Annotated in this window: 25 protein-coding genes; 16 read left to right on the top strand and 9 right to left on the bottom strand. The window is 48.7% G+C overall.

The genetic code is table 11. From position 1 onward, the window contains the following. The first annotated feature begins 87 nt into the window (after positions 1-87). Entirely contained in the window at positions 88-1,026 is a 939-nt protein-coding gene (locus AC1S52_RS11505; RefSeq protein WP_482029147.1) for a methylenetetrahydrofolate reductase, read from the top strand. A 295-nt stretch (positions 1,027-1,321) separates the two neighbouring features. Here the strand turns inward: AC1S52_RS11505 and AC1S52_RS11500 are convergent, their stop codons facing one another. The 3 genes from AC1S52_RS11500 to AC1S52_RS11490 all read right to left on the bottom strand — a co-directional run bounded on the left by AC1S52_RS11500 (position 1,322) and on the right by AC1S52_RS11490 (position 3,268). Continuing rightward, positions 1,322-1,852, bottom strand: coding sequence for a hypothetical protein (locus tag AC1S52_RS11500; protein ID WP_482029146.1), 531 nt, complete (start codon positions 1,850-1,852; stop codon positions 1,322-1,324). A 113-nt stretch (positions 1,853-1,965) separates the two neighbouring features. Continuing rightward, positions 1,966-2,139 carry a hypothetical protein gene (locus tag AC1S52_RS11495; RefSeq protein WP_482029145.1) on the bottom strand — a complete coding sequence of 58 codons (174 nt, stop codon included), beginning with the start codon at positions 2,137-2,139 and terminating at the stop codon, positions 1,966-1,968. A 304-nt stretch (positions 2,140-2,443) separates the two neighbouring features. Next, positions 2,444-3,268, bottom strand: a complete 825-nt coding sequence (locus AC1S52_RS11490) for an alpha/beta fold hydrolase (protein WP_482029144.1) — start codon at positions 3,266-3,268, stop codon at positions 2,444-2,446. Positions 3,269-3,516: 248 nt separating this feature from the next. Here AC1S52_RS11490 and pds point away from each other — a divergent pair, with 248 nt between their 5' ends. Next, positions 3,517-4,956: a 15-cis-phytoene desaturase gene (pds, locus tag AC1S52_RS11485; protein WP_482029143.1), complete on the top strand. Its 1,440-nt coding sequence runs from the start codon at positions 3,517-3,519 to the stop codon at positions 4,954-4,956. Positions 4,957-5,128: 172 nt separating this feature from the next. Continuing rightward, positions 5,129-6,055: a 15-cis-phytoene synthase CrtB gene (gene crtB / locus AC1S52_RS11480; protein WP_482029142.1), complete on the top strand. Its 927-nt coding sequence runs from the start codon at positions 5,129-5,131 to the stop codon at positions 6,053-6,055. On the opposite strand, the gene AC1S52_RS11475 is transcribed toward crtB, so the two are convergent. Further along, on the bottom strand, positions 6,016-6,198 hold the full coding sequence (locus AC1S52_RS11475) for a pentapeptide repeat-containing protein (protein ID WP_482029141.1): 183 nt from the start codon (positions 6,196-6,198) through the stop codon (positions 6,016-6,018). The genes crtB and AC1S52_RS11475 overlap by 40 nt on opposite strands. Positions 6,199-6,495: 297 nt before the next feature. Here AC1S52_RS11475 and AC1S52_RS11470 point away from each other — a divergent pair, with 297 nt between their 5' ends. The 8 genes from AC1S52_RS11470 to AC1S52_RS11435 all read left to right on the top strand — a co-directional run bounded on the left by AC1S52_RS11470 (position 6,496) and on the right by AC1S52_RS11435 (position 10,369). Continuing rightward, positions 6,496-7,173: a response regulator transcription factor gene (locus AC1S52_RS11470; protein WP_482029140.1), complete on the top strand. Its 678-nt coding sequence runs from the start codon at positions 6,496-6,498 to the stop codon at positions 7,171-7,173. Between the two features lie 223 nt (positions 7,174-7,396). Beyond that, positions 7,397-7,771: a hypothetical protein gene (locus tag AC1S52_RS11465; protein WP_482029139.1), complete on the top strand. Its 375-nt coding sequence runs from the start codon at positions 7,397-7,399 to the stop codon at positions 7,769-7,771. Positions 7,772-8,146: 375 nt separating this feature from the next. Continuing rightward, positions 8,147-8,296, top strand: a complete 150-nt coding sequence (locus AC1S52_RS11460; RefSeq protein WP_482029184.1) for a pentapeptide repeat-containing protein — start codon at positions 8,147-8,149, stop codon at positions 8,294-8,296. A gap of 9 nt (positions 8,297-8,305) precedes the next feature. Then, the gene (locus AC1S52_RS11455; protein WP_482029138.1) at positions 8,306-8,431 is read left to right on the top strand and encodes a hypothetical protein; all 126 of its coding nucleotides are present in this window, start codon (positions 8,306-8,308) and stop codon (positions 8,429-8,431) included. A 194-nt stretch (positions 8,432-8,625) separates the two neighbouring features. Next, positions 8,626-8,784: a hypothetical protein gene (locus AC1S52_RS11450; protein ID WP_482029137.1), complete on the top strand. Its 159-nt coding sequence runs from the start codon at positions 8,626-8,628 to the stop codon at positions 8,782-8,784. A 400-nt stretch (positions 8,785-9,184) separates the two neighbouring features. Then, a complete protein-coding gene (locus AC1S52_RS11445) occupies positions 9,185-9,382 on the top strand; it encodes an NblA/ycf18 family protein (protein ID WP_482029136.1) in 198 nt (65 codons plus the stop codon). Between the two features lie 428 nt (positions 9,383-9,810). Beyond that, complete coding sequence (locus AC1S52_RS11440) at positions 9,811-9,939, top strand: hypothetical protein (protein ID WP_482029135.1); 129 nt, start codon at positions 9,811-9,813, stop codon at positions 9,937-9,939. Between the two features lie 208 nt (positions 9,940-10,147). Then, a complete protein-coding gene (locus AC1S52_RS11435; RefSeq protein WP_482029134.1) occupies positions 10,148-10,369 on the top strand; it encodes a hypothetical protein in 222 nt (73 codons plus the stop codon). Positions 10,370-10,594: 225 nt separating this feature from the next. Here the strand turns inward: AC1S52_RS11435 and AC1S52_RS11430 are convergent, their stop codons facing one another. Together AC1S52_RS11430 and AC1S52_RS11425 are read right to left on the bottom strand one after the other, a co-directional pair. Continuing rightward, on the bottom strand, positions 10,595-12,253 hold the full coding sequence (locus AC1S52_RS11430; protein WP_482029133.1) for a PRC-barrel domain-containing protein: 1,659 nt from the start codon (positions 12,251-12,253) through the stop codon (positions 10,595-10,597). 44 nt (positions 12,254-12,297) lie between these two features. After that, positions 12,298-12,495, bottom strand: a complete 198-nt coding sequence (locus tag AC1S52_RS11425) for a hypothetical protein (RefSeq protein WP_482029132.1) — start codon at positions 12,493-12,495, stop codon at positions 12,298-12,300. Positions 12,496-13,125: 630 nt separating this feature from the next. On the opposite strand from AC1S52_RS11425, the gene ftsH reads away from it, so the two are divergent. From ftsH to AC1S52_RS11410, 3 genes are all read left to right on the top strand, one after another. Further along, the gene (gene ftsH, locus AC1S52_RS11420) at positions 13,126-14,994 is read left to right on the top strand and encodes an ATP-dependent zinc metalloprotease FtsH (protein ID WP_482029131.1); all 1,869 of its coding nucleotides are present in this window, start codon (positions 13,126-13,128) and stop codon (positions 14,992-14,994) included. A 187-nt stretch (positions 14,995-15,181) separates the two neighbouring features. Further along, positions 15,182-15,565 (top strand): nucleotidyltransferase family protein, encoded by a 384-nt coding sequence (locus AC1S52_RS11415; RefSeq protein ID WP_482029130.1) that lies wholly within the window; start codon positions 15,182-15,184, stop codon positions 15,563-15,565. After that, positions 15,540-15,668 (top strand): hypothetical protein, encoded by a 129-nt coding sequence (locus AC1S52_RS11410; RefSeq protein ID WP_482029129.1) that lies wholly within the window; start codon positions 15,540-15,542, stop codon positions 15,666-15,668. The genes AC1S52_RS11415 and AC1S52_RS11410 overlap by 26 nt, the downstream gene beginning before the upstream one ends. Here AC1S52_RS11410 and AC1S52_RS11405 read toward each other — a convergent pair. Next, on the bottom strand, positions 15,654-19,262 hold the full coding sequence (locus AC1S52_RS11405) for a tetratricopeptide repeat protein (RefSeq protein ID WP_482029128.1): 3,609 nt from the start codon (positions 19,260-19,262) through the stop codon (positions 15,654-15,656). The genes AC1S52_RS11410 and AC1S52_RS11405 overlap by 15 nt on opposite strands. A 314-nt stretch (positions 19,263-19,576) precedes the next feature. On the opposite strand from AC1S52_RS11405, the gene AC1S52_RS11400 reads away from it, so the two are divergent. Further along, positions 19,577-19,876: a P-II family nitrogen regulator gene (locus AC1S52_RS11400; protein ID WP_482029127.1), complete on the top strand. Its 300-nt coding sequence runs from the start codon at positions 19,577-19,579 to the stop codon at positions 19,874-19,876. 78 nt (positions 19,877-19,954) lie between these two features. Here AC1S52_RS11400 and pdxH read toward each other — a convergent pair whose 3' ends face one another. Beyond that, positions 19,955-20,611, bottom strand: coding sequence for a pyridoxamine 5'-phosphate oxidase (gene pdxH, locus AC1S52_RS11395; protein ID WP_482029126.1), 657 nt, complete (start codon positions 20,609-20,611; stop codon positions 19,955-19,957). A gap of 247 nt (positions 20,612-20,858) precedes the next feature. Further along, complete coding sequence (locus AC1S52_RS11390) at positions 20,859-22,667, bottom strand: mechanosensitive ion channel family protein (RefSeq protein ID WP_482029125.1); 1,809 nt, start codon at positions 22,665-22,667, stop codon at positions 20,859-20,861. 559 nt (positions 22,668-23,226) lie between these two features. Here AC1S52_RS11390 and AC1S52_RS11385 point away from each other — a divergent pair. Beyond that, positions 23,227-23,883, top strand: coding sequence for a hypothetical protein (locus tag AC1S52_RS11385; protein ID WP_482029124.1), 657 nt, complete (start codon positions 23,227-23,229; stop codon positions 23,881-23,883). Positions 23,884-23,895 lie beyond the last annotated feature (12 nt).

Here is a 23,895-nt window from a genome sequence, read left to right as displayed (position 1 = left end):
AAAGTTTAAATCATGCGGTTCTAAATTTCCTGAATGCCATGTAACGTTAGATAGCAATATCTGAACCTTCAACACGCTCGATCGCGGATGCTTAATTTATCAAATTCAAACTCCCATTTGATTCCCTCCTTTCGTGAAGCGGTTCACGCTGGTGACTTTCTGGTGACGGCTGAAGTTGCGCCTCCCAAGGGAGGCGATCCAGCTCACATGCTCCAGATGGCACAGTTATTGAAAGGACGGGTTCATGGAGTCAATGTTACGGATGGCAGTCGAGCGGTGTTGCGCATGTCATCTCTCGCGGCTTCTGTCATTCTTCTTCAGCATGGGATTGAACCAATCTGCCAGGTTGCCTGTCGCGATCGCAACGCCATTGGGTTGCAGGCAGACCTGATGGGTGCTCACGCCCTCGGCATTCGTAATGTTCTGGCACTAACCGGCGACCCCGTTAAAGCGGGGGACCATCCCGACGCACGGAGCGTATTTGAACTGGAGTCTGTCCGATTGCTGCAACTAATTCACAAGCTCAATGCTGGAATCGACTTTAACGATAAGAAAATGCCAGATGGCGCAACCGACCTGTTTGTAGGAGCGGCTGTGGATCCTCAATCTGGTAGCTGGTCAGGGCTACAGCGACGATTTGAGCGCAAGCTGGCAGCCGGAGCACAGTTCTTTCAAAGTCAACTTATTTCAGACTTCGATCGCCTGGAAAAATTCATGACCCAAGTTGCAGCAGATTGCAACAAGCCCATTCTCGCAGGGATTTTCCTACTAAAGTCGGCAAAAAATGCCCAATTTATCAATCGCTGTGTTCCTGGCGTTCACATTCCCGATTCCCTGATTGAACGTCTGGAACGGGCTGCTGATCCGCTCCAGGAAGGCATGGTTATTGCTGCCGAACAGGTGAAACTGGCACGTCAGCTTTGCCAGGGCGTTCACATGATGGCAGTCAAGCGGGAAGACCTGATCCCGCAGATTCTTGATCTGGCAGGGGTTGCACCTCTGGATAAGACCAAAACGTTGGTTTAGGTTTAAAGGCTAACAACTGCGTGCGGATGGGTGGATGGGCGGATGAGTAGATGAGTGTGCATATCCCTCATTTGCTAAGAGAGGTCCAAAAAATAAATGATCCATTGTCATTCTGAGCAGAACGCAGTGAAGCGAAGAATCTCCAGGTTTGCGATGAATAGGGATGCTTCACTACGCTGGCGCTTTGCTCAGCATGACAGGATCAATCGTTCTTTGGAGTTCTCTAAGTCCGCGTAGACGGACTTTGTTCGCGTAGTCGCGCTTTTAACCGCCGGACCCTTTTCCAATCACCCTTTTAACGGTTGCCTAAAAATTGGCTGGCAATCCGGAGTGCATCACCCATGTCGATGTCACCATCGCGATTGCTATCTAGAAAAGTGTTTAGCACTGAATTACTTCCGGCAGATTGGGGAGTCTGGTTACTTGCTCCACTCTGTAACAGATTCAACGCCAGGGGAACCAGGACAGGCAATAAGCCCTGGATGGTTTGAGGATTCAGCCCCGTTCTTTGCATTAAATCCTGTACCACCTGTTGCTGCATTGCAGAGCCTAAGATGGCATTCACCGCTTGCTGGTTCGGGCTGGTGCCACTAAATTGATTCACTAAAGCCTGTGCCTGATCTGCCCCCTGAGTGGCTCGTGTTTGCTGGAGGGAAGAACGAACGTAACCGCCAACCACCGACAATAGTGTTTCCATCGTCGAGGGGTTGGTGCCAGCTTGACCGCTTAAGTGCTGCACAGTGTTAAGGATCGAGCCAAGCTGATTAGTGCTGGCTTGCTGATTAGGGTTATTAATCGCGTTTAAGATTTCATCAAAAAGTGGCATAGCTCTGGGTATTTACTCGTTTGCGTTAATAATTTAGCATCGCCGCCCCAAAAAGACTCATCCAATCCATTAGTTGGATTCATCCTCATTTTTTGAAACCAAAACTTCACTCCTCACTCCTCTTCCTTATCCAACTGAGGAAACTGCTCAAAGAGTTTTGTGATCAGCATATAGAGTTCATCCAGGATTTCCTCTGCGCCCTCCTCATTGACTTCGGTTAACAGTTGTTCAATTCCAGTTATCAGATGGATCAGGCGATCGGAGTGTGCTTGGTTTAGTGAAGTCATAGCAGTCTCTTGGGTTTAATGGGTTCTATTCACCCACTTAAGTAGGTGGGAGCTGAAAACCGCTGTAAATCGGTCATGTTTTTGACCACGAGATCAACCAACGGAGAGTGGAGCCAGCATGGGTTACTAAACCCAATCCACGTTGAGAACCGTAGTTTTAAGCCCTCACCCCCAGATCCTTTCCCAGGGGGCGAAGGGAGCCGGAAGAACCATTCAAAGTCCCTCTCCAATCGGGAGAGGGATTTAGGGTGAGGGCTAACCTGGCAAACTCCAGGTTTCAAATTGACGGGGTTTAACCGCAATCTCAGCCCTTAACAAACGATAGAAGATCTTCGTTGAGTTGCTCTTTGTGCGTATCCGTTAAACCGTGGGGTGCGCCGGGATAGATTTTCAGGGTGGCATGCTTCACTAACCTGGCGGCGGCGATCGCCGCGGCAGCGATCGGTACGATCTGGTCATCATCGCCATGAATGATCAATGTGGGCACGTCAAACTTTTTCAGATCTTCAGTGAAGTCCGTTTCAGAAAAGGCTTTAATGCACTCATAGGCGTTCTTGTGTCCTGACTGCATCCCCTGCAACCAGAACCAGTCGATCATGCCCTGCGAGATTTTGGCACCCGGTCGGTTAAAGCCGAAAAACGGACCGCTAGCGAGATCTTTGTAGAGCTGTGATCGGTCCTCCAGGGAGCTAGAACGAAGCCCATCGAAGACCTCGATCGGTAAGCCGCCAGGATTCGCTTCCGTCTTCAGCATCAGCGGCGGTACCGCTGAAATTAGTCCTGCCTTGGCTACCCGCCCAGTCCCATGACGACCGATGTAACGGGCAACCTCACCACCCCCTGTAGAAAACCCAAACAACACTGCGTCCTTTAAGTCGAGGGTTGTGATCAGTTCTGCCAGATCGTCGGCATAGGTATCCATCTCGTTGCCATTCCAGGGTTGGCTCGATCGCCCATGCCCCCGTCGATCGTGGGCGATCACCCGAAATCCCTGGTCTGCCAGGAAAAGCATCTGAGATTCCCAGCTATCAGCATTCAGGGGCCAACCGTGACTGAAGACAATGGGCTGTCCTGCCCCCCAATCTTTGTAATAGATCTGTGTGCCGTCTTGGGTCGTGATTGTACTCATAGGATTCCTTGTCAATCAATATGGCTTGACTGTAGAAAAAGGTGTTGACTCGGTCCGTCCTAGAAGATACGCCATAGACTACGAGCCTGCGTTCCCTGGTACCCAACACTCTGTCCTCTTCCCCCAAAAAATTGGGGATCTTGGAGCAATGAAATCGCTGAAAGTATGACTCAGTATCCTAGAAAATGTAACGGTTTGCAACGTATAATAGGTCTTGTGCAATTTTGAAGAAAACGTAAAGATACCCCATGCGAGTTGCGATCGCCGGAGGCGGCTTAGCCGGTCTAGCCTGTGCTAAATACCTTGTTGACGCGGGACATACCCCCATCATCCTGGAAAGCCGGGACGTTTTGGGTGGCTTGGTGGCTGCCTGGAAAGACGAAGACGGTGATTGGTATGAAACCGGGCTGCATGTATTTTTTGGGGCGTATCCCAACATGCTCCAGTTAGTCAAAGAACTGGGGATTGAAGACCGGCTGCAATGGAAAGAACACACCCTGATCTTTAACCAGCCAGAGAAGCCAGGGGTGCTATCCCGCTTCGATGTGCCGGATATCCCCGCTCCCATCAACGTAATTGTGTCAATTCTGCGCAACAACGACATGCTGACCTGGAAGCAAAAAATTCGGTTTGCGATGGGTCTGCTGCCTGCTGTGGTGCGGGGGCAACAGTACGTTGAGAAGATGGACCAGTACTCCCTGCTGGAATGGCTGCGCCTGCAAGGGGTAGACGAGCAGGTAAATACCGATATTTTCATCGCCGCCTCCAAAGCGCTGACCTTCATCAACCCGGAAGATGTCTCAGCCACTGTGCCTCTGACCGCACTGAACCGCTTTTTGCAGGAGCGCTATGGGTCAAAAATTGCGTTTTTAGACGGCTCACCGACTGAGCGACTATGCCAGCCCATCGTGGACTACATCACCGATCGCGGCGGCGAAGTTCACCTCAAAAAACCGCTGAAGCAGATTTTGCTGAATCCAGACCGGACGGTTCAGGGCTTTCTAATTCGGGGACTGGATGGGGCACCAGATGAGGTGATTACCGCCGATGCCTATGTTTCGGCAATGTCTGTCGATGTGATGAAGGTGCTGACCCCCGAACCCTGGAAGCAAATTGAGTGCTTCCAGAAGCTGGAAGGGCTGGAAGGGGTGCCCGTGATCAATCTGCACCTGTGGTTTGACCGCAAGTTGACCGATGTGGATCAGCTTTTGTTTTCGCGATCGCCCCTGCTCAGCGTCTACGCTGACATGAGCAACACCTGCAAAGAGTACTCCAACCCAGACCGCTCGATGTTGGAACTGGTACTGGCTCCGGCAAAGGACTGGATTGATCAGTCTGAAGCAGAAATCATGGCAGCCACCATGAAAGAGCTAGAAAAACTCTTCCCCCAACATTTCACGGGGGATCACCCAGCAAAGCTCCTGAAATCCAAAGTTGTAAAGACTCCTCGCTCCGTCTACACAGCATCTCCAGGGCGACAGGCGTGCCGTCCCAGTCAGGCAACTCCGATTCCAAATTTCTTTCTGTCAGGCAGTTATACAATGCAACGATACTTGGGCAGTATGGAAGGTGCCGTGCTTTCTGGTAAGCTGACAGCGCAGGCGATCGCAAGCAGTCACCAACTTTCGGCTGTTTCACCCCCTGTTAGCCCCACGAGTCAACCGACACCCGTTGGTTCGCAGGCATAACGTGTTCTAACCTCTCCTAGATTGAAACGTCAACTCCTGAAATGAACTAACGCTGATGGTTGCAAGTGAAAAGGCTAATAATGTTCAAAGCACAGGCGGTTTGTCTTCTAGATCCGCTGATCCGCTAGTGCGATCATCCTGCCTCCAATCCCCATCAAGCGTTCCGAGAAACATGCTGGAATTGCCTGAATCCTGTGGTGTTAGAAAACTGGTTTCCCTGGAGGAAGCCTATGAACGTTGTCGTCAGATTACGGCAAAGTACTCCAAGACTTTTTATATCGGCACCCTGCTGATGCCCCCCGCCAAGCGACGGGCAATTTGGGCAATTTATGTCTGGTGTCGCCGGACTGACGAACTGGTGGACGGACCAGCCGCCAACCTGACTACCAATGAAACATTGGATAAATGGGAACGGCATCTGGATTCAGTCTTTGCCGGACATCCCATTGACGATCTGGACGTGGCGCTGGTGGATACGCTGGAACGCTTTCCCATCAGCATTGAACCGTTTCGCGACATGATTGAAGGTCAGCGGATGGACTTGTACCGTTCTCGCTATGAAACCTTCGAGGAATTGGAGCTTTACTGCTACCGGGTGGCTGGAACGGTGGGGCTAATGACTACTCCGGTCATGGGGGTAGACAACTCTCCCCGAACCGCGCCGTGGGATCGGAGTGAGGTAGAAGATCCGACCAAGGAGGCGATCGCCCTTGGCATTGCAAACCAGTTGACAAATATCCTCCGGGATGTGGGTGAAGATGCCCGTCGCGGACGGATCTACATTCCCAAACAGGAACTTGAACTGTTTGACTACACCGAAGAAGATTTGCTGAACAGTGTGGTTGATCACCGCTGGCATGAGCTGATGCGGTTCCAGATTCAACGTGCCCGCAAGTTTTTTGCCAATGCTGAACGAGGAATTAGCCTGCTCAACCGGGATGCCCGGTTCCCAGTTTGGGCAGCCTTAATGCTCTATCGGGGCATTTTGGATGAGATCGAGCGCAATGGCTATGATGTGTTTCGCCGTCGGGCATACGTTCCCGGTCATCGCAAGCTCACTTACATTCCGATCGCCCGGTTAAGAGCTTCCGTATTGTAACGCTCACTATAAATGCTGCCATCGGGCAGGTTGGCTTCTTGCAGATCGGCATCGGTCAGAATCGTTCCAGTCAGGTCCGCATCCCGCAAGTCTGCCTGACGCAAAATTGCCCCGCTCAAGGCTGCATAGCTATCGACTTGCATCGTCGTTAGTCCCTGAATGTTTGACTCGGCGGGCGATCGCTTCCTGCCAACGGGTTAACCACCGATCAGGAATTTCGATGGCAGCGTTGCCTGAATTTTCTGCTTCCTGGTTGAACGCCTCAATCCAGTAGGGTTCAGCTCAGCCAATCACGGTCTGGGAATTTGGGTACGAGGTCAGGGTGCATTTCAGGGTGTCCTCTAAGCCAGAGTTAGGGATCAATTCAGGAAAAACTCATTTTTCTCAAAATATTCCAGCTAGAGTAAGCAGTATAGATGCTCGTTTCAAGGAGTCAGGCAATGGCTACCCACATTCTTTTAGTCGAAGATGAAGTCAAACTGGCTCGGTTTGTGGAACTGGAATTGAGCAGTGAAGGCTATCGCGTTAGTGTGGCACACGATGGCATGTCAGGGCTATCTCTGGTGCGAGAGTCGGAGCCAGATTTAGCGATTCTGGATTGGATGCTGCCCGGTTTAACGGGTGTGGAGTTATGTCGTCGGCTGCGCGCAACCGGGAGTAAGGTTCCAGTCATTTTATTGACCGCGCGGGATGAGGTGGGCGATCGCGTTACCGGGTTGGATGCTGGAGCAGATGACTATGTGGTGAAACCGTTCAGCATTGAAGAGCTGCTGGCAAGAATCCGTGCCCACCTGCGCCGTACCCAGGAAGTGGACGAGGATGTATTGCAGTTTGAAGACTTGACCTTAAATCGGCGCACCCGTGAGGTCTTTCGCAACCAGCGGGCGATCGAGCTAACTGCAAAGGAATTTGATTTGCTGGAATACCTTCTGAGCCATCCGCGTCAGGTTTATACCCGTGACCAAATTCTAGAAAAGGTGTGGGGTTATGATTTTATGGGGGATTCCAATATCATAGAAGTTTACATTCGTTATCTTCGGTTGAAGTTAGAAGAGAAGAGTGAAAAGCGGTTAATCCATACGGTACGAGGCGTAGGATATGCTTTACGAGAGCAGTAGAAACCTGCTTCGCCCTAGAAAAAAGAAACGGAGCATACTCCTGACTTTGTAAACTTACTTTTCTAAAAATAAATATTTTAGAAAAAGCCTTAGGTTTTTCGTCTACCTTCTATAAACTAAATCGAAAGTCACCGCATCTTCCGAAGTGATTCTGAATCGGTGACGCTTTGGCAAGCATTCTGTTTATTTCAAATCTGTTTAATCTATTTATAGGAGGTTCAGCGTGACACTTTCTCAAAGCCAGGTCATGGGCCAACCGGATTATGTTTTGATGCTAAAAAGCTTTGTTCTTTGGGTAGGAATTTTGACCGTTTGCTTGCTGATTATCGGCTTTCCGATTGGAATTTTGATTGTGACGGTTGGTTCAATTCTGGCATTGGTTCTTCATGCAGTGATGCCTGGTTTTGGGATTTTGTTAGTAGCTGGTAGTTTTATCGGAGTTCAGTTGGTTGGAGTCATGCTGGTATCTGCGCTGCTGGCAGTTAGGGGAGTCCATCCTAAACATGTGACCTGGCTCCGCTGGATGAACGGGGATGAAAACCCGAAGCATGAGTCCAAGTATGCTTCTTGCCCATTAACTTGCGGTCTTGAACAGTAAGCTCAAAAGAAATAGAAGGTAAGGAATAGGAAAAGTGAGGAGCCTGGTAAATACCAGGCTTTTTTTAATAAGGAATAGTTGGTTGTTATAGGGCTGGTAGGCGATACAGCGATTTTTAGATCAATAACAACGTTTTGAATAAGCGTTGTTATTGATCTACATTGCAATTCAAATAATTTAGGATTGCTATAATAAATACACACACAGCGACGACGCTACACGTTGCGAGGCAGCCAATATGGATGCCAATGAAGCTTTAAAGCGATATGGTAATGGAGAAAGAAATTTCAGATTGCAAGATTTAAAGGGGTTGAATCTTGTTAAAGCGGATTTGAGTATGTTGATTTTACTGGAGCAAATTCGAGTGGTTCAGATCTGAGTAACTCAGATCTGAGCGGTGCCAACCTGAATTGGACTACTTTGAAAGGGGCTAATTTAAGTGGAGCAAATTTGAATGGGGCAAAAATGCCCAACGGCAGAATGCACAACGATTACTTAGAATCTGCTAATTACTTTGTTATTTAAGGAAGTTGTATGTCAAAATCACAAAAAGGTAATAGAGAATCTAAAAAGCCGAAAGCAGTTGCTAACGGAACTAAGAAACACAAGAAAGATCCCAAAAGACATGATGGAACTATTGCAGGGCTATTTGGTGATTAACACTAAGTTTTGCTGATGTGACGTAATACTGTCGTCGTCTTCTCATACGTTAAAAGCACTTAATTGCTTGCAATTCCCACCTCTTACTTAAGATAAGCAGGTGGGATTTTTTTTATCAACCAATTAACCCTGGAAATGAAACGGCACTTTGTCATCATGAAGGAGTAATCTCCAATGTTTGGAGACAGTCAAATATGAGACTCACCAACGCTTACTTTTTTTCACCCACTAAGCTGCTGATCTTGTTTGCTTGTGTTGGCGCGATCGCTTTGTTGCTACCGCTTCCTTCAATCCAGAATAGACGTGGGGGAGACGTGATCACTCCTTTTTATAAAACAGGGATTGGGCTATAGCGTTTTTGAATCCAGTGAGGTACATGGACAGTTGTAGAACCCTTAAGTCAAACAGATGAGATGTACTCACCTGGAAAGGAAACGCTATAAATGCTCCCCAGTCCGCACAGGAGGAAATCTGGATACGCTGACCTACTTTGCACTTCGAATGCCGACCTGGGAGGATCTGACAGAAACCTCCAAATCTAAATTGAAGGTCTTATGGGAATTGTGTAAATATTTCGTTATACTTGTTTACATAACTCAATAAATTACCCCTGATGTTGTTCCTGATTTATGACACATCTGGAATCTGCATAATAAATCGGGCGGGCTAGCTCACTTCAGAGTGAAGTTTCAAGACAGTTCGTTCACTATCAGACTCACAGTTTTACCCCACTTATGGGTATAGGAGATCACAATGAATAAGGAAATTGAACTCACTCTAGAGCAGGAATTTGGTCTCAGAACCTTTGCCGATCTTGTGCAAAACATGTCTCTTGAACAGGCACAAGAGTTCCTCGTTGAACAACATCGACTGATGTTGCTTCAAAAATTGATGTTTCAGGACATTCTGAAGCAGGAATGGAAATTAGGTTTAGATTTTACCTCCCCTTAATTTCAGAAGTCATTCCGATGTTTTGCCCTTGATAAGTAGGTGGGTTGAATAAACTTAGTATGGGTTAGCGTAGTGTAACCCATACTGCTCAAGATTCTGTTGTTTGATGAAAAGGGTGCCGCATCTTACAAATAATTGCCCCTCCCTACTTACCAATTCTCTTTAAAGCTGCGCAGAAGACGGCACACTAGCAATAACTACTGCTGCGGCTGTAATGCCTGAGGCGATCGCTCCACAAGTCGTCAATTTCGCCCTAGTCAAGCAGAAATCGATTTGGCAAGTTGCTTGAACCGTCGAGAATCGTGAATTGCATACTGTTCACAATCTATTTGTCGCATACCTGCTTGAACCCGTTGTCGCTGCTGGGGATATCAAAGCACCGTTGTCGCTGCTGGGGATATCAAAGCAAAACAAATGCTGATTACACAATGATTACAAAAGTAGTCGAGGTTCAACCTAAAGCAGGAATTCCGGCAGGTGTCTTTTACAACACCTTGAAAGACTCTCTGAATGAAACCACGAGTGCGACTAAAAAAGAAATAGAACGGCGAAACTAACGCTTTAGCTATAGCTACTGATCCTTCTCCGCCCCTGCTATCGTAACGATTAATTTTCATATCATAGTCAACCAAATCCACCCAGAAAAGCAACAGCCTTCTGGCAGGTTATGGGAAAAGGATAAGCATTGTTTGAGGACAATAATTGATGCTGTCCAAGCTTACATATGAGATTCGATCACTGGTAAAAGCAAGGAGTTAATCAGCCATGAGAAGTTTGAGTAGCGTCACTTTAGCCCCAAGATTTGTAAGAGATCAGGTAGTAGAATTTATTGGTGGTAGAGGCAGAATTAGAAATCATCATTATGAATCCGGTAGTTGGATTTACCATATCGAGATGACGATGGGTTCAGAACCAGATTTTGGCAGAATTGGTTGCGAGACGGCGATTCTGCTGCCAGAACCTGACATGATTTCATTAAAAAATTAGTCATAGTCACCTGTCACTCGTCATTGGTCTGTTGCAGGTTACAAATGACCAGTGACCAATGACCCTCTCACCCTAAGGTTAAAAATTTCAGATTAAACATTGCCGGGTTAATAAAAAACTGTAGGGGCAAGTCCAACCGTGCAATCATCAACTATCAACTGATCGATAATGCTGGTCAACCTGCCCCTATGCAATTCTCAAGCGTATTGAATGAGCTTCCTATTCCTAAGTTGTGGCGCGAAGCGGTTCTCTGGTGGATAGCCCATTGCCGGAGTGTTCCAGAGCTGCGATGCCATGAACTGAAGCTCGCAGTTCTGTTTCAGAAATTTCTGGCTCTTTGGTGTAGACCGAACTCAGCAAGATATTCAGTACTCCACTTTCTTTAGCTTGCTGAACAGCACGGTGTGTAATCAGTTCACCCACGTTCAGAATCACATTGTCGGTTGGGTCAAGGATGACACGGGTGACAGGACGCCCCAGTGCTTGTTCAATTCGTTGTTGCTTAAGTAGCCGTGTGCGGCGGGTTTGAAGCTCTTCTGCTTTCGCTTGCAAGATTTGCCAGAAGGTGTTGAGGTTTTCCTGGGCAGTGTGTGTGCGATCGCGCAGTTGCATTTTGGTTTCTCCCCAGGTGTCAGTTGCGGTAGAGCGAACAGCCGTGACTGAATTTAAACCTACGGCATTTAGCAACTCTGCCTCTTTCGCATAGATCTGCGCCCGATCAAGAACTGGCTGAGTCACAATTTGTCCAGGTGCTGCAATAATCAACCCATCCTCCGTGCCAATGGGTTGTAGAACCCGCCGCCCTCTTGCCTGCTCGATCGCAGCATGGGCAGCCAGTCCCAGTCCACTCACCGAACGCCGAAAGGTCGCAGCGCTGCGCTGCGTTGCACTCTGAATGTGCTCATTGGCTGATTCTGTGGCGGATTGAAGATTACGGTTCATGTTCTCAGTGAGACTGCCCCCGGTTGCCCGGTAAAGTTGATCAAGGATGCCCAGGCGCTCGGCAACTTCCACGTCCGCGAGAATCACTTCCTGTCCTTGGAGGAGCAGTACACTACCATCTGGAGTCAGGACATCTTGCTCAACAGTCTTACCAAGCACATAGGCCTTCTGCTCGGCTGGGTCAACCAGACGATTCGTTAACGAAGCAGCCATACCTCGATTCATCTCTTGCAGTTTGCTGCTGGTCGCATCAGTTGCAATTTGCAGTTGTTCACTGGCGTGATAGCTTGCCTCCTGGAGTCTGAGGTTAGTCGCTTCCGCCGAGGTTTGTAGTTGCCCACCGATGGTTTGAGCCGCAGCTTGCAGATTGCGGTTAGCCGTTTCAGCCGATTCTTGCAGGCTATCTGCGGTTGCCTGGACGGCTCCCCGGATGCCACCCACTTGTTCCTCCATCATCTGAGCAGTTTCAGGTGGCACAAAAGCAACATCGTAACCGATTTTCAATGTTTCAGGAGCAGGCACGAACGATCGCCCGGAGTACGCATCCGCAAACACTCCCCCGGAGACTTCGTATCCTTCCACCAGTCCACTCTGTTCGTCGAAGAATAAATCGACCAATTTACCCAGGTCGAGTCCCTCGGTCGTCAAGATTTTTGTTCCTTTCAGCACATTGTTGTGGTGCAGAATCTCTTGAATCGCGGAGATATGACCTGCTTCAACCACCGATTCTTGTGAGCGAATGACGATCGCATCTAACCCGATCGCTTGCACTTCCTGCAAAGGAATCACTTTTGCATCCCGGAACATGCTTCTCTCCTCAACCAGGAAACCCAAAAGTTGATTGCGTTGTTGATCAAAAATCAAATCTCGAATTATCTCAATTTTTCTACCTGTGTCATAGGTGACGACCACCTTGCCGATCACATCGCTACCTTTACGCATTGCCCAATTCCTCGTGGTTCTAATTAAACTTGTTTTGATCAGGTTTAACGATTGATTGTCCCTGTAATTTGTTCACTGGTTGACTGATTCTGAAGCCGAAAACCACGTCCCTCTCGACCAAACCCAGGAATCACGTCAATCACTCCGACATATTCGAGCAGCACACCCGCAATAGCAACCAAAATGATTAAGAGGGTAAAACTTGATCCTGTATTAGATCGCTGTCCTATAAATCTTGGCATTGTCTTTCCTGTTGATTTGATTAGTTTTTTGTTAACTCTGTTGAATGAATCGTTGTAGAGCTATGTGACTGAGAAAACTTCTGAAACCGCATATCTTCGTGCAAACAACTCGTTGTCAGGTTCTACCTGGTAATGCTCTACTAGTGATTCTGCCACGGCTAATCAGAAGGCGGAGCCTCCTTTCTTCCATGCCAATGCAGACTATTGCAACGAGTTTTGTCAGCCAGCCAGGGTGTAGGGTGTGGGGTGCAGCAGATAAGGAACCGCCAAACAAATATCAGACTCTACGAATCCGCCCAATGAATACAATTGTTTTTCCTAAAGACGAATCTTCTAAGTATGAATGGATGCTCCTAACGGTATAACCTAATTATGTATTATTCTTTAAGGAATCTTCTCTATCTTTATGACTATCTTTGTGTCTAGTATTAAAAATATTGTTGATTGAATTAATTCAAGTTGGATGCCAAAAATTCATTTTTTATGTGATGCTTAGATTATGAAGATTAATATCCATTGAAATCAAGTCTTCTTTAGTGTCTTTGTATCGTAATCAACCAGATGACCCTGGAAATAAAATACTTTCAGGCATTCTGGGTAAGCGTTGGTCTAAACCAATAGGTGATAGTAATGCCGATTAAAGAACAACCCAATTCCCCCCGTCCTCGTCTGGTCAGCAATATTGTTCTAGCGATCGGAGCTTTATTTTTAGCTGCAAATTTTATCTTGCCTTCTCTCTTGCGTCCTCAGGTTCCTGGTGTTCCTTATAGCCTATTCATTCATCAGGTGCAGGAAGGTGAAGTCGAACGAGTGCAAGTGGGACAAAATCAGATCCGATTTCAACTGAAAACGGGTGATGATCAGACTGGGCAAGTCTTCTCAACCACTCCTATCTTTGATTTGGGTTTGCCCAATTTGCTGGAAGAGAAAGGGGTTGAATTTGCGGCTGCACCGCCACCTAAAAATGGTTGGATTGGTAATGTGTTGGGCTGGGTAATTCCGCCGCTGATCTTTGTGGGCATCTGGCAGTTTTTTATCCGTCGCGGTGGTGGTGGTGGTGGTCCCCAGGGAATGCTCTCGATTGGCAAAAGCAAAGCCAAAGTCTATGTTGAGGGAGAAACGGGCAAAACGACCTTTGCTGATGTGGCAGGGGTTGAGGAAGCCAAGGCTGAGTTGGTTGAGATTGTAGATTTCCTCAAAACACCGGGACGCTATACCCAGATTGGGGCACGAATTCCCAAGGGGGTGTTGCTGGTGGGTCCGCCGGGGACGGGAAAAACGTTGCTGGCGAAAGCGGTCGCCGGAGAAGCCGGAGTTCCCTTTTTCAGTATTTCAGGCTCAGAGTTTGTCGAGATGTTTGTTGGTGTCGGGTCTTCACGGGTGCGGGATTTGTTTGAGCAGGCGAAAAAACAGGCTCCCTGCATTGTGTTTATTGATGAACTGGATGCGATCGGCAAGTCGCGCAACAGTAACGGGTTTTATGGTGGTAACGATGAGCGGGAACAAACGCTGAATCAGTTGTTGTCCGAAATGGACGGATTTGCAGTGGAGGATGCCACGGTGATTGTGCTGGCAGCCACCAATCGTCCTGAAATTCTTGATCCCGCTCTCTTGAGGCCCGGACGCTTTGACCGTCAGGTACTGGTCGATCGCCCTGCCCTATCAGGACGAGAAGCCATTCTTAAGATCCATGCTCAGAAAGTGAAGCTGGGTGAGGATGTGGATCTGAGGGCGATCGCCACCCGCACCCCTGGCTTCGCCGGAGCAGACCTGGCAAATCTGGTGAATGAAGCTGCCCTGTTAGCCGCTCGTAACGGACGACAGGCGGTGGCACAGGCAGACTTTGCTGAGGCGATCGAGCGGGTGGTGGCTGGACTGGAAAAGAAAAGCCGGGTTTTGAATGATAAGGAAAAGAAAATCGTTGCCTATCATGAAGTCGGTCATGCCCTGGTGGGGCAATTGATGCCGGGAAGTGGTCGGATCGAAAAAATCTCGATTGTCTCCCGTGGCATGGCAGCCCTGGGGTATACCCTGCAACTACCCACAGAAGATCGGTTCTTGATGGATGAAGCGGAATTGCGCGGACAGATTGCTACCCTGTTAGGGGGGCGATCGGCAGAAGAGATTGTGTTTAACAGCATCACCACGGGTGCATCCAACGATTTACAACGGGCGACTGACTTGGCAGAGCAAATGGTGACCACCTTTGGCATGAGCAAAGTCCTCGGTCCCCTGGCATATCAGCAAGGCACCCGACCGATGTTTCTCAACGATGGGATGCCCAATGCCCGTCGCTCTATGAGCGAGGAAACGGCGCAGGCGATTGATCGGGAAGTCAAAGAGATTGTTGAAACCGCTCATCAACAGGCGTTGGAGACGATCAATCAAAACCGCGACTTGCTGGAAACCATTACGATGCAGCTTTTGGAAACGGAAGCGATCGAAGGTGAGGCGTTGCATCAATTGCTGAGTCAGGTGCAAGCGGCAACCGTCCTTTGATGAGCTATTTCAGGGGTTGGATGTTTTGTGAAGAAACTATCGCATCTTAGCCCGATTTGAATTGCGATGCGATCGCCGCATTTATCCACCCCTGAGGATTCCCCATCTGAAAAAGTCGGAGCGCTCAGGTTTTGTTGGGTCAGAGTATCCTCCTAGAATAGAGGCAAGCAACCATGAACCAACCTCTATGTCTGTGGAGTGGCAACACTGCCGAGAAAACTTTGAACGCCGGGAATCTGATGCGTTCCAGCAGCGGGAAGCCCACCGCCAACATGCGCGTCGTGTTGTGCTGGCAGCGATCGCACAGGTTGCACCAATCTATCCTCTGGTAAAACGGGTTTACCTGTTTGGGTCTGTAACGCAACCGGGCTATTTTCATGTTGGCTCTGACATCGATGTGGCAGTTGAGGGAACAGATGGCAAAACTTACTTTTCGCTCTGGCGTGATTTGGAGCGAGCCTGTCCCGGTTGGACCATCGATCTACGAGAGCTTAACACCCCGTCACATTTTACAAACGCTGTTCGAGAGCAAGGAGAACTGGTGTATGAACACCCGAATTGCGTTGCTTAAGGCAAGTATTGAGGCTGATTTAGTCGAGTTGATGACCGAAGCCAGTAGCATTCTGTATTGTGGCAGTTTCCCTTGCTTCCAGCATCCCCTACGCGCCAATTAATACCTGGAACCGTTTATCTTCTCGAATCCCATCAAAATCCGGGTCTGTTTTAGCCATATCCCGATACCCGGAATCCAGGGCGATCGCGTGTTTCAGGGTTTCAATTGCTAAATCAATCTGCTGCTGCAATCCATAGCAACAGGCTTTGATGTAGTACGCTCTTGCATCATCGGGATTCAGCGCAATCAACCGATCAAAGTTCTCCTGTGCAGCTTCAAATTGCCTCAACTGCATCAGCGCCAAGCCCCGATTTCCCCAAAGAAAGCGATACTCTGGATTGATTTGGATCGCCCGATCATAGCTTTCAATTGCATCTTCCTGGCGCCCTAAGTCATCCAGCGCCACGCCGCGGTTGAACCAGGCTTCGTGATCGTCCGGTTTGAATTCGATGGCTTTGTCATAGCTGGCGATGGCATCTTCCTGGTGCCCTAAGGCATACAGTGCCACGCCGCGGTTGTACCAGGCTGCGTCATAGTCCGGTTTGAATTTGATGGCTTTGTCATAGCTGGCGATGGCGTCTTCCTGGCGCCCTAAGTCATCCAGCGCCAAGCCGCGGGTGAACCAGGCTTCGTGCAAGTCCGGTTTGAATTCGATGGCTTTGTCATAGCTGGCAATCGCCTCGTCCTTACGCCCTAAGGCAGCCAGCGCATTGCCGCGGTTGTACCAGGCTTCGTGAAAGTCCAGTTTGAATTTGATGGCTTTGTCATAGCTGGCGATGGCATCTTCCTGGCGCCCTAGGTTAGACAGCGCCCCGCCGCGGTTGGACCAGGCTGCGTCATAGTCCGGTTTGAATTCGATGGCTTTGTCATAGCTGGCGATGGCATCTTCCTGGTGTCCTAAGTCATCCAGCGCCAAGCCGCGGTTGTACCAGGCTTCGTGATCGTCCGGTCTGAGTTCGATGGCTTTGTCATAGCTGGCGATGGCATCTTCCTGGCGCCCTAAGGCATACAGCACCAAGCCGCGGTTGTTCCAGGCTTCGTGCAAGTCCGGTTTGAATTTGATGGCTTTGTCATAGCTGGCGATGGCATCTTCCTGGCACCCTAAGTCATCCAGTGCCACGCCGCGGTTGTACCAGGCTGCGTGATCGTCCGGTCTGAATTCAATGGCTTTGTCATAGCTGGCAATGGACTCTTCCTGGTGCCCTAGGTTAGACAGCGCATTGCCGCGGTTGTTCCAGGCTTCGTGCAAGTCCGGTTTGAATTTGATGGCTTTGTCATAGCTGGTGATGGCGTCTTCCTGGCGCCCTAAGGCATACAGCGCCAAGCCGCGGTTGTTCCAGGCTGCGTCATAGTCCGGGTTGATTTTGATCGCTTGGTCATAGCTGGCAATGGCATCTTCCTTCCGCCCTAAGGCATACAGTGCCAAGCCGCGGTTGTTCCAGGCTGCGTGATAGTCCGGTTTAAATTTGATGGCTTTGTCATAGCTGGCAATTGCCTCTTCCTTGCGCCCTAGGTTAGACAGCGCATTGCCGCGGTTGTTCCAGGCTTCGTGCAAGTCTGGTTTGAATTTGATGGCTTTGTCATAGCTGGCAATTGCCTCTTCCTTGCGCCCTAGGTTAGACAGCGCATTACCGCGGTTGTTCCAGGCTTCGTGATCGTCCAGTTTGAATTCGATGGCTTTGTCATAGCTGGCAATTGCCTCGCCCTGGTGTCCTAAGTCATAAAATTCATTACCCAGTTTCCACAACAGGTCGCTACTGAATTCTGGAGTCGTTGGAGTCGCAATTTGTTCAGCCTGGGCTTTTGCCCTGAGCAACCACTCGATACGCTGAGGCTGGGGGTAGCGTTTAGATTTATAAAACAGTGCCGCAAACTTCGCCAACCCCTCCAGGGCATCAATTCGACTGAGGCAGCTTTGCAAGGCGGTTTCGACCTGGGTCTTGCCAAAGCCCGTTTGTTCAACATTCACCTCGTACTGATTCGGGGAGGTACCTAATACAAACCATCCCCCCTTCAACACAACCAGTTCCAGACTGGTGAGGAATTTCTGGGTTTGATTCGGTAAGAGTTGATGATCCTTAATAGCGGCTTCCGCGTCGATCGAAGCGACTGGTTCAACCACAACTTGAATTTGGTTCAGGTAGCAAGCTACGAACAGGTGGGAGAGAAATCGCGCCCGGTAGTCCTGTCCGCGAGAAAAGAGCGTGTGATAAATCGCTTCAATCGTATATCGGCACCAATCCGCATCATTATATTTTTCAGATTCCGGTTGATCTGCGGCAATCACCTGATTAGCTCGTTCTTCAAAGTATGCCGCCAGCCAGTTGTGGGTTTTATAAAAGGCTTCGCAGTCATCGGTGTGCATCAACTCCCGTAACGTAGATCGCGCCACATCATCCAGCCCGTAGGGCTTTAAGGCAGGATCTAAAAAGTCCAGTTGCTTGAGCCATTCAAACCAGTCTGAAGAGTCATTGGGGCTGATTTGAAATCCGAATCCATGCTTCTCCGCCAGATGCCGAACCAGAGGTTTATCAAACCACCGACAACAGGCTACCAATTGCAGCATTTGAGCTTGGGATGCATTTAGATTGGGAAAAAACAACTGACTGATGTCTTGGGTCAGGTCAATGGTTTGCCCCTTCAGGCTGGTCTCTCGAATTCGGTTGAGATAGTAAGGTAAGCCTTTGGTTTTTTGATGAATCGCCTGGATCTGGCTGGGTTCAACGATGCCTACTTGTTGCAGATAAGCCTTTGTCTGGTCTTCAATAAACCGTTCTAGCCGTTGCCCGGATCCGTTCAGAAGCTGGAGGTCTTGCTGTAATTTGCGCCATACTTCTTTCTGCTCAGTGAGGTGATAGCGCCCTGCAATTACCCATCGAATTGGCTGAGATTGCAAACCTGGCATTGGCAACAGCAAGCCACACAGCCAGGTATCCACACTCGATGGGGCTTTTTCATAGGTATCCAACACCAGAACTACGGGGCGCTTGGCTGCTCTTTGGCGTAAGCTCTCAACAAACGCCTGGGACAACTTGGGCAACGGTTCCAGCATCAGATCCCGTACTTCCTTGTCCTTTTGCGTTTCCGGATGCTGGGCGATCAGATCGAAGACGGATAGGGCGGTCGTTGCCACATTCATCACCGTTTCCGAGACAGATCCTGCCACTGCCGGATCAACTGCTCCCTGAGTCAAGATTGGCAACCCAACGGTGGCTGCCCTATTCAGTAGTTGCTTCACCGCATTCACTTGATCCGGTTCTACCGCCTTTCGTCCTGGCAGAGCTTGCTTCCCCAACTGGTGCAATGTCTGCTGATATTTCTCAAGTAGCGAACTAAACGGGTCAGTCTTGAAAACTTCCGACACATCCCGTCGCAGTGGGTGAGGCAGTGGGGGCAATTGCTCATAGAGCTTTGCCATCAGTTCAATCGGAGTCTGAATGATGTCTTCAATATGGAAGGATAGGACAGCAAAGTCTGCTTCCTGTTCGTGGTGCTTCTTCAGCCGTCTGATCAAGGTCGATTTACCGACTCCGCCAATGCCCCAAAGATGAAACACCACAGGATACGCACTGGGCTTCTGCAACGCTTCGGCAAACTCGTGCTCAACTGCTTCAGCCTGCTGCCGAGAAATGTAGAGGGGGGATGGCTCAGTCATGCAAATACCGCTGTGGTTATTCCTCTCTGAAATTTTAGCGCGATCGCTCTCTCCATACCTTCAGACTGCTCAACGCCGATATCTGAATAGATTGAAGTTTGATGTCGTACTTCATCAAATAACCCTGGAAATGAAACATCATTTGGTTATGATGAATCACAGTGGAAAAGTAGGTGATTCCCCTTGTATAAGCCACCTGCAAACTCATCCACACGTCGTTGTGGTTGACTCATCTAACAATTACTGTCAGTTAATCGCTGTAAGTTAGTAGGGCTTCATTCAATACTTTCCATCCAACCATTCTCGGAGTTTTTATGTCCTCTTCTTTAATGCACGGTGTTCTTGTCACAATTATTGGTGAAGCCGTTCTACAGGATCGGTTGATACACCTGCTCACCAAGTCTGGCGTGTCTGGCTATACGATCACTCCGGCGCAGGGCGCAGGGAGTCATGGCAGACGGATGGGTGATATGGCGGGTTACAACACCAACATTGAAATTAAAACTATCGTCACGTCGGAACTATCGGAGCAATTGCTGGAAGACTTAAAGCCATTTCAAGCCACCCATGCCCTGATTGCCTTCCGGCAAAAGGTAGAGGGTTTGTTTGATTAGAGATTGGTTTGAATGGCTCACGACCCCAATGACAAGGTCGTCATTATCATCCTGGGTGATTGGCAGAACCTGCACCACTCAGGGTGCAAGCCTCTGAATTTCCCAATGTTCATTATCTTGACGAACATACAAAAAGCGATCGTGCAGTCGGTTAGAACCCCCTTGCCAGAATTCAAAATTCTTCGGAATGACCCGGTAGCCTCCCCAGGAAGAGGGCAGAGGAATTTCCTGGTTGAGAAACTTCTGTTTCATCTTTTCAAATTCCAGCAACAACATCTGGCGGGATGAGATGACAGAACTTTGAGGGGAACACCAGGCTCCTAATTGGCTCCCGCGTGGACGAGTCACAAAATAGTGAAGCGATTCGGTTATCGGGATTTTGGTCGCTGTGCCTGTAATTTGCACCTGGCGTTGTAGTGGTAGCCAGAGAAACAACAGGGAGACATGGGGATTTTCGTTGATATGTTGAGCTTTGCGGCTCTCGTAATTGGTGAAAAAGACAAAACCATCCTGGTCAAAATATTTCAAAAGTACGGTACGAACTAATGGTTCCCCTTGAGTAGAAGCCGTTGCCAAAATCATGGCATTGGGTTCATCTAACTCTGCCTTGCAAGCTTGTTGAAACCAGAGTTCAAATTGCTGAAACGGATCTGCTTGTAAATTCTTGCGTGTCAGTTCTGCTTGAGTGTAGTCTTCTCGTAGATTACGGATATCCATGCGTTGCAATATCACCATGATGTTCTCAAGCTGGGCGGGCGACCAATGGGTTGCACTCCAAGATTAGAAAAACAATTTGAGGAACTTGTGAGGAGATGGTTGATGCCCATAACTGGTAGACCCTTTTTAGGAATGAGAATTAAATAAGTTCGGGATTGGGTAGGGGCGGGTTTTACCGTCAAATCCATCGCGTCAGGCAAATTGGACTGCTAAACCCGCCCGTACAGTTTGCGGGGTTATTAAATCCAGGATTCTTAGATAAAGGCTAATTTTGAACAGGAGACTCTGCCAAATCCGTGTTGTGAGTGATCCATTGTGGTTTACCGATCGCGATCTGGTTTGCCTCAAAGGCTTGTCGTACCCGTAGACGAAACTCTCGTCCAACGCTCCATTGTTCCATTGGCACAGTCTTGATCCAGACGCGCACAAGCATTCCAGTATGGGAGAGGTCATCAATCCCTAGCACTTCGGGCATTTCTAGCAGGCGATCGCGCCATTCTGGTTCATGATACATCTGCTGCGACACCTGCCTCAAAACATCGAGAACCTGCTTCGGGTCATTTTCATAGGCGACCACAATGGAAAAATCGACCCGTGACCAGAGGCGGGTTAAGTTGCAGACATCGGTGATATTGCTATTGGGAATGGTGATCAGTTGACCTTCACCATTTCGCAGTTGAGTCACACGCAAGTTGAGATTTTCCACCAAACCACTCTTGTTATCAATCTGAATCACATCGCCTACGGCAAATTGATCTTCTATTAAAATTAAGCAACCATTGACCAGATCCTTAATCAGACTTTGAGAACCAAAGGAAATCGCTAAACCAATGACAGCGCCTCCTGCCAAAATTGAACTGGTGGGAACATCGAATAAACCGAGGATCCAGATAATCCCAACAATGACCAAAACAAAAGTGATCAATCCCTTTAAAGCTTCAGCGATGGTGGTGCTTCTCATGACGACGCGCTGCGCTTCCCCCAGCGGGAGCAGTGGATTGACTTTCCAGGAATGCATGAAGCGATCAATTAAACTTTTGCTGATACGGATGGCTAAACTAATGCCAAACCAGATCACAAGCAATGCCAGTGGAGTCGCCCATACGTTAAGACTCCATCGCATCAAAAGGGGAACGTTGGATATGATGTGAGCAATGCCGATATACCACATCAAGATAAAAACCCAGAACAGTGCCCATTTGAAAAACTTGTCAATGTCTAATTGACGCTTTAGACTAAATTGGTGTTGCAGAGTTGCCAAAAATCGCGATCGCACATCCGCAATCTCTCTCGCTTCCGTTTCTTCTCCTTCGATAATTTCTGATTGAATGATTGTTTCTGATTTCTGTGCTTTTTCTGTAGCGACGAGCGTAGCCAATTCTTGTTGATAACGCGCTTCCAAAATTTGTTGGCGGCGGGTCAAAATCCGTCGCAGGAACCAGATTACAGCACTCGCAATCAGCAACCATAACAAGATTTGCAATGCCTGTCTCACACGCTGTAAAAAAACTTCCGGTGAAGCCAACTGCTTGAACCGAACGATTTCATTTTGAATAATGGTTTGCCATTCCTCTGCTAATTCATCCAGGGTTTTGCCATGCAAGTCAGCGTCTGGTTCTGTAACGGTCACTAATCGAATTGGACGGGTGAATTGATCGTCGCTAATCTGAATAATGGGGCGGTTATTCAGGGTGGATGTCGTTACCATTGGTGTTTGTTTGGCACTGCTGGTTCGGTAAAACACTCGCCACAACCGCTCATTGACTTCTTGTGCCCGCACTTCAACCGGAAGCATACCTGCTGCGACTTCATCCCGATTAAAGATTGTGGGAGAGGTCACCTCAAACAATTGCTGACCATCGAGTGGCGATCGAATCCAAGCCGTTTCATACTCCCCCGATCGCCTGACCCCCGACGGCGGATTGAGGCGATTGTTGGAGGCATCGCTTGACATAGAAGGCAGTTGACTGTGGGCGATCGCACCCCAGCCAAGCACCAGACCGAATGTAAACACACTGATCAAGGCAAAGCGGATGAGAGTCTGAAAAGAACGATGGAATAAAAGTCTACGCATGAGTCAACCCAACGAATCTGAGATCGCAACTGACATTAACTTTACCGAAAAAGAATCAGTCGCGGTCAGGGAATCAGGTTAAAAGGTCTCATGGTTAAAAAGGCTCATAAAATCAGGGACTCGGCGACAAAGGTTAAATTTATCGCCTCGCTACGCTAATGAGTCGCTCTACGTTTACTGGGATACGGCTCCCTATGGACAAAGCTCAGCGGGTGGCAACTCAAGCGGTGGCAGTAATGGCGTTGAGCGGAGTCGAAAGGCAAATCTCCAGAGGGTAAAATCTGTTTGAGAAATCGCCCCAGTCTATAGAGCAATCTCACCCCAATACTTTTTGTCTATAGCGGTTTGCACCTGGATAAAGTACAGACGTGTGAAGTACAGTGAGATGCTTTGCATCCTCACTGTACTTCACACCCTTGAAAAGGGCTATAGCAGCGCTTAGCACGCTTGAAGGCTCAGTGTCATTCCACAAAACTTGCTTCACAACTTTCTCACATTTGCGTGTTACTTTAGTGAAATAATTTTAGTGACGCTAATTTTCTAATTGAAGGAATTATCGATGAATCTTCGGAAATCTGTTACAGCGATCGCGCTGTCAATTGCTTCGCTTAGTCTGACTGTGTCGGCAAAAGCAGACACCGTGAATGCCCGCTGCGATGTGTATCCTAAAGGGGAAGATCGGGCGACATCTTCGGGACCCTGCACCTTTTCTCAACGGCAGGGTGTTGTTGGGATTCAATTGCAAAACGGTAAACGCTACGACTTACGTCCGGTGGGTAATAACCCCGGCAATTACCGCGATCAGAACGGGAAAGCCGCCTATCGGCAGTCTGGGCTGGGCGACAAAGGGCAAATCTATCGCCTTGCTAACGAATCCATTTTTGTGTATTGGGATACCGCTCCCTATAACAATCAGGGTAATACGAGTGGTAATCAGGGTAACACGATGGGCGGAAGTTCCACGGCTGCTAATTCCCAGCCTGCGGCGGGTACGACCGTCTCTCGCCTGAGTGATTTAGTTGGGGCACGGGCAGGACAGGCAGAAAACGCGCTCAAACAACGGGGCTATCGTTTCGTCAAGGCTTCTCCTTCTGGCAATTCTGTTTACAGTCAATGGCTAGAGGGTAAAACCAATTACTGTGTGACTATCCTCACCGAAGAAGGACGCTACCAGTCGATCGTCTATGCAGGTGGTTCAGAAGATTGTGCGAAATAGTCGCGATGGCTT

Source organism: Kovacikia sp. CALU 1929 (genome assembly GCF_056784235.1).
This window is presented reverse-complemented; position numbering and strand designations above follow the sequence as displayed.

What these genes read in the sequence shown, in the direction of transcription:
- AC1S52_RS11505 (WP_482029147.1), top strand. Translation starts at nt 88, where the DNA reads ATGCTTAATTTATCAAATTCAAACTCCCATTTGATTCCCTCCTTTCGT.
- AC1S52_RS11500 (WP_482029146.1), bottom strand. Translation starts at nt 1,852, where the DNA reads ATGCCACTTTTTGATGAAATCTTAAACGCGATTAATAACCCTAATCAG.
- AC1S52_RS11495 (WP_482029145.1), bottom strand. Translation starts at nt 2,139, where the DNA reads ATGACTTCACTAAACCAAGCACACTCCGATCGCCTGATCCATCTGATA.
- AC1S52_RS11490 (WP_482029144.1), bottom strand. Translation starts at nt 3,268, where the DNA reads ATGAGTACAATCACGACCCAAGACGGCACACAGATCTATTACAAAGAT.
- pds (WP_482029143.1), top strand. Translation starts at nt 3,517, where the DNA reads ATGCGAGTTGCGATCGCCGGAGGCGGCTTAGCCGGTCTAGCCTGTGCT.
- crtB (WP_482029142.1), top strand. Translation starts at nt 5,129, where the DNA reads ATGCTGGAATTGCCTGAATCCTGTGGTGTTAGAAAACTGGTTTCCCTG.
- AC1S52_RS11475 (WP_482029141.1), bottom strand. Translation starts at nt 6,198, where the DNA reads ATGCAAGTCGATAGCTATGCAGCCTTGAGCGGGGCAATTTTGCGTCAG.
- AC1S52_RS11470 (WP_482029140.1), top strand. Translation starts at nt 6,496, where the DNA reads ATGGCTACCCACATTCTTTTAGTCGAAGATGAAGTCAAACTGGCTCGG.
- AC1S52_RS11455 (WP_482029138.1), top strand. Translation starts at nt 8,306, where the DNA reads ATGTCAAAATCACAAAAAGGTAATAGAGAATCTAAAAAGCCGAAAGCA.
- AC1S52_RS11450 (WP_482029137.1), top strand. Translation starts at nt 8,626, where the DNA reads ATGAGACTCACCAACGCTTACTTTTTTTCACCCACTAAGCTGCTGATC.
- AC1S52_RS11445 (WP_482029136.1), top strand. Translation starts at nt 9,185, where the DNA reads ATGAATAAGGAAATTGAACTCACTCTAGAGCAGGAATTTGGTCTCAGA.
- AC1S52_RS11440 (WP_482029135.1), top strand. Translation starts at nt 9,811, where the DNA reads ATGATTACAAAAGTAGTCGAGGTTCAACCTAAAGCAGGAATTCCGGCA.
- AC1S52_RS11435 (WP_482029134.1), top strand. Translation starts at nt 10,148, where the DNA reads ATGAGAAGTTTGAGTAGCGTCACTTTAGCCCCAAGATTTGTAAGAGAT.
- AC1S52_RS11430 (WP_482029133.1), bottom strand. Translation starts at nt 12,253, where the DNA reads ATGCGTAAAGGTAGCGATGTGATCGGCAAGGTGGTCGTCACCTATGAC.
- AC1S52_RS11425 (WP_482029132.1), bottom strand. Translation starts at nt 12,495, where the DNA reads ATGCCAAGATTTATAGGACAGCGATCTAATACAGGATCAAGTTTTACC.
- ftsH (WP_482029131.1), top strand. Translation starts at nt 13,126, where the DNA reads ATGCCGATTAAAGAACAACCCAATTCCCCCCGTCCTCGTCTGGTCAGC.
- AC1S52_RS11415 (WP_482029130.1), top strand. Translation starts at nt 15,182, where the DNA reads ATGTCTGTGGAGTGGCAACACTGCCGAGAAAACTTTGAACGCCGGGAA.
- AC1S52_RS11410 (WP_482029129.1), top strand. Translation starts at nt 15,540, where the DNA reads ATGAACACCCGAATTGCGTTGCTTAAGGCAAGTATTGAGGCTGATTTA.
- AC1S52_RS11405 (WP_482029128.1), bottom strand. Translation starts at nt 19,262, where the DNA reads ATGACTGAGCCATCCCCCCTCTACATTTCTCGGCAGCAGGCTGAAGCA.
- AC1S52_RS11400 (WP_482029127.1), top strand. Translation starts at nt 19,577, where the DNA reads ATGTCCTCTTCTTTAATGCACGGTGTTCTTGTCACAATTATTGGTGAA.
- pdxH (WP_482029126.1), bottom strand. Translation starts at nt 20,611, where the DNA reads ATGGTGATATTGCAACGCATGGATATCCGTAATCTACGAGAAGACTAC.
- AC1S52_RS11390 (WP_482029125.1), bottom strand. Translation starts at nt 22,667, where the DNA reads ATGCGTAGACTTTTATTCCATCGTTCTTTTCAGACTCTCATCCGCTTT.
- AC1S52_RS11385 (WP_482029124.1), top strand. Translation starts at nt 23,227, where the DNA reads ATGAATCTTCGGAAATCTGTTACAGCGATCGCGCTGTCAATTGCTTCG.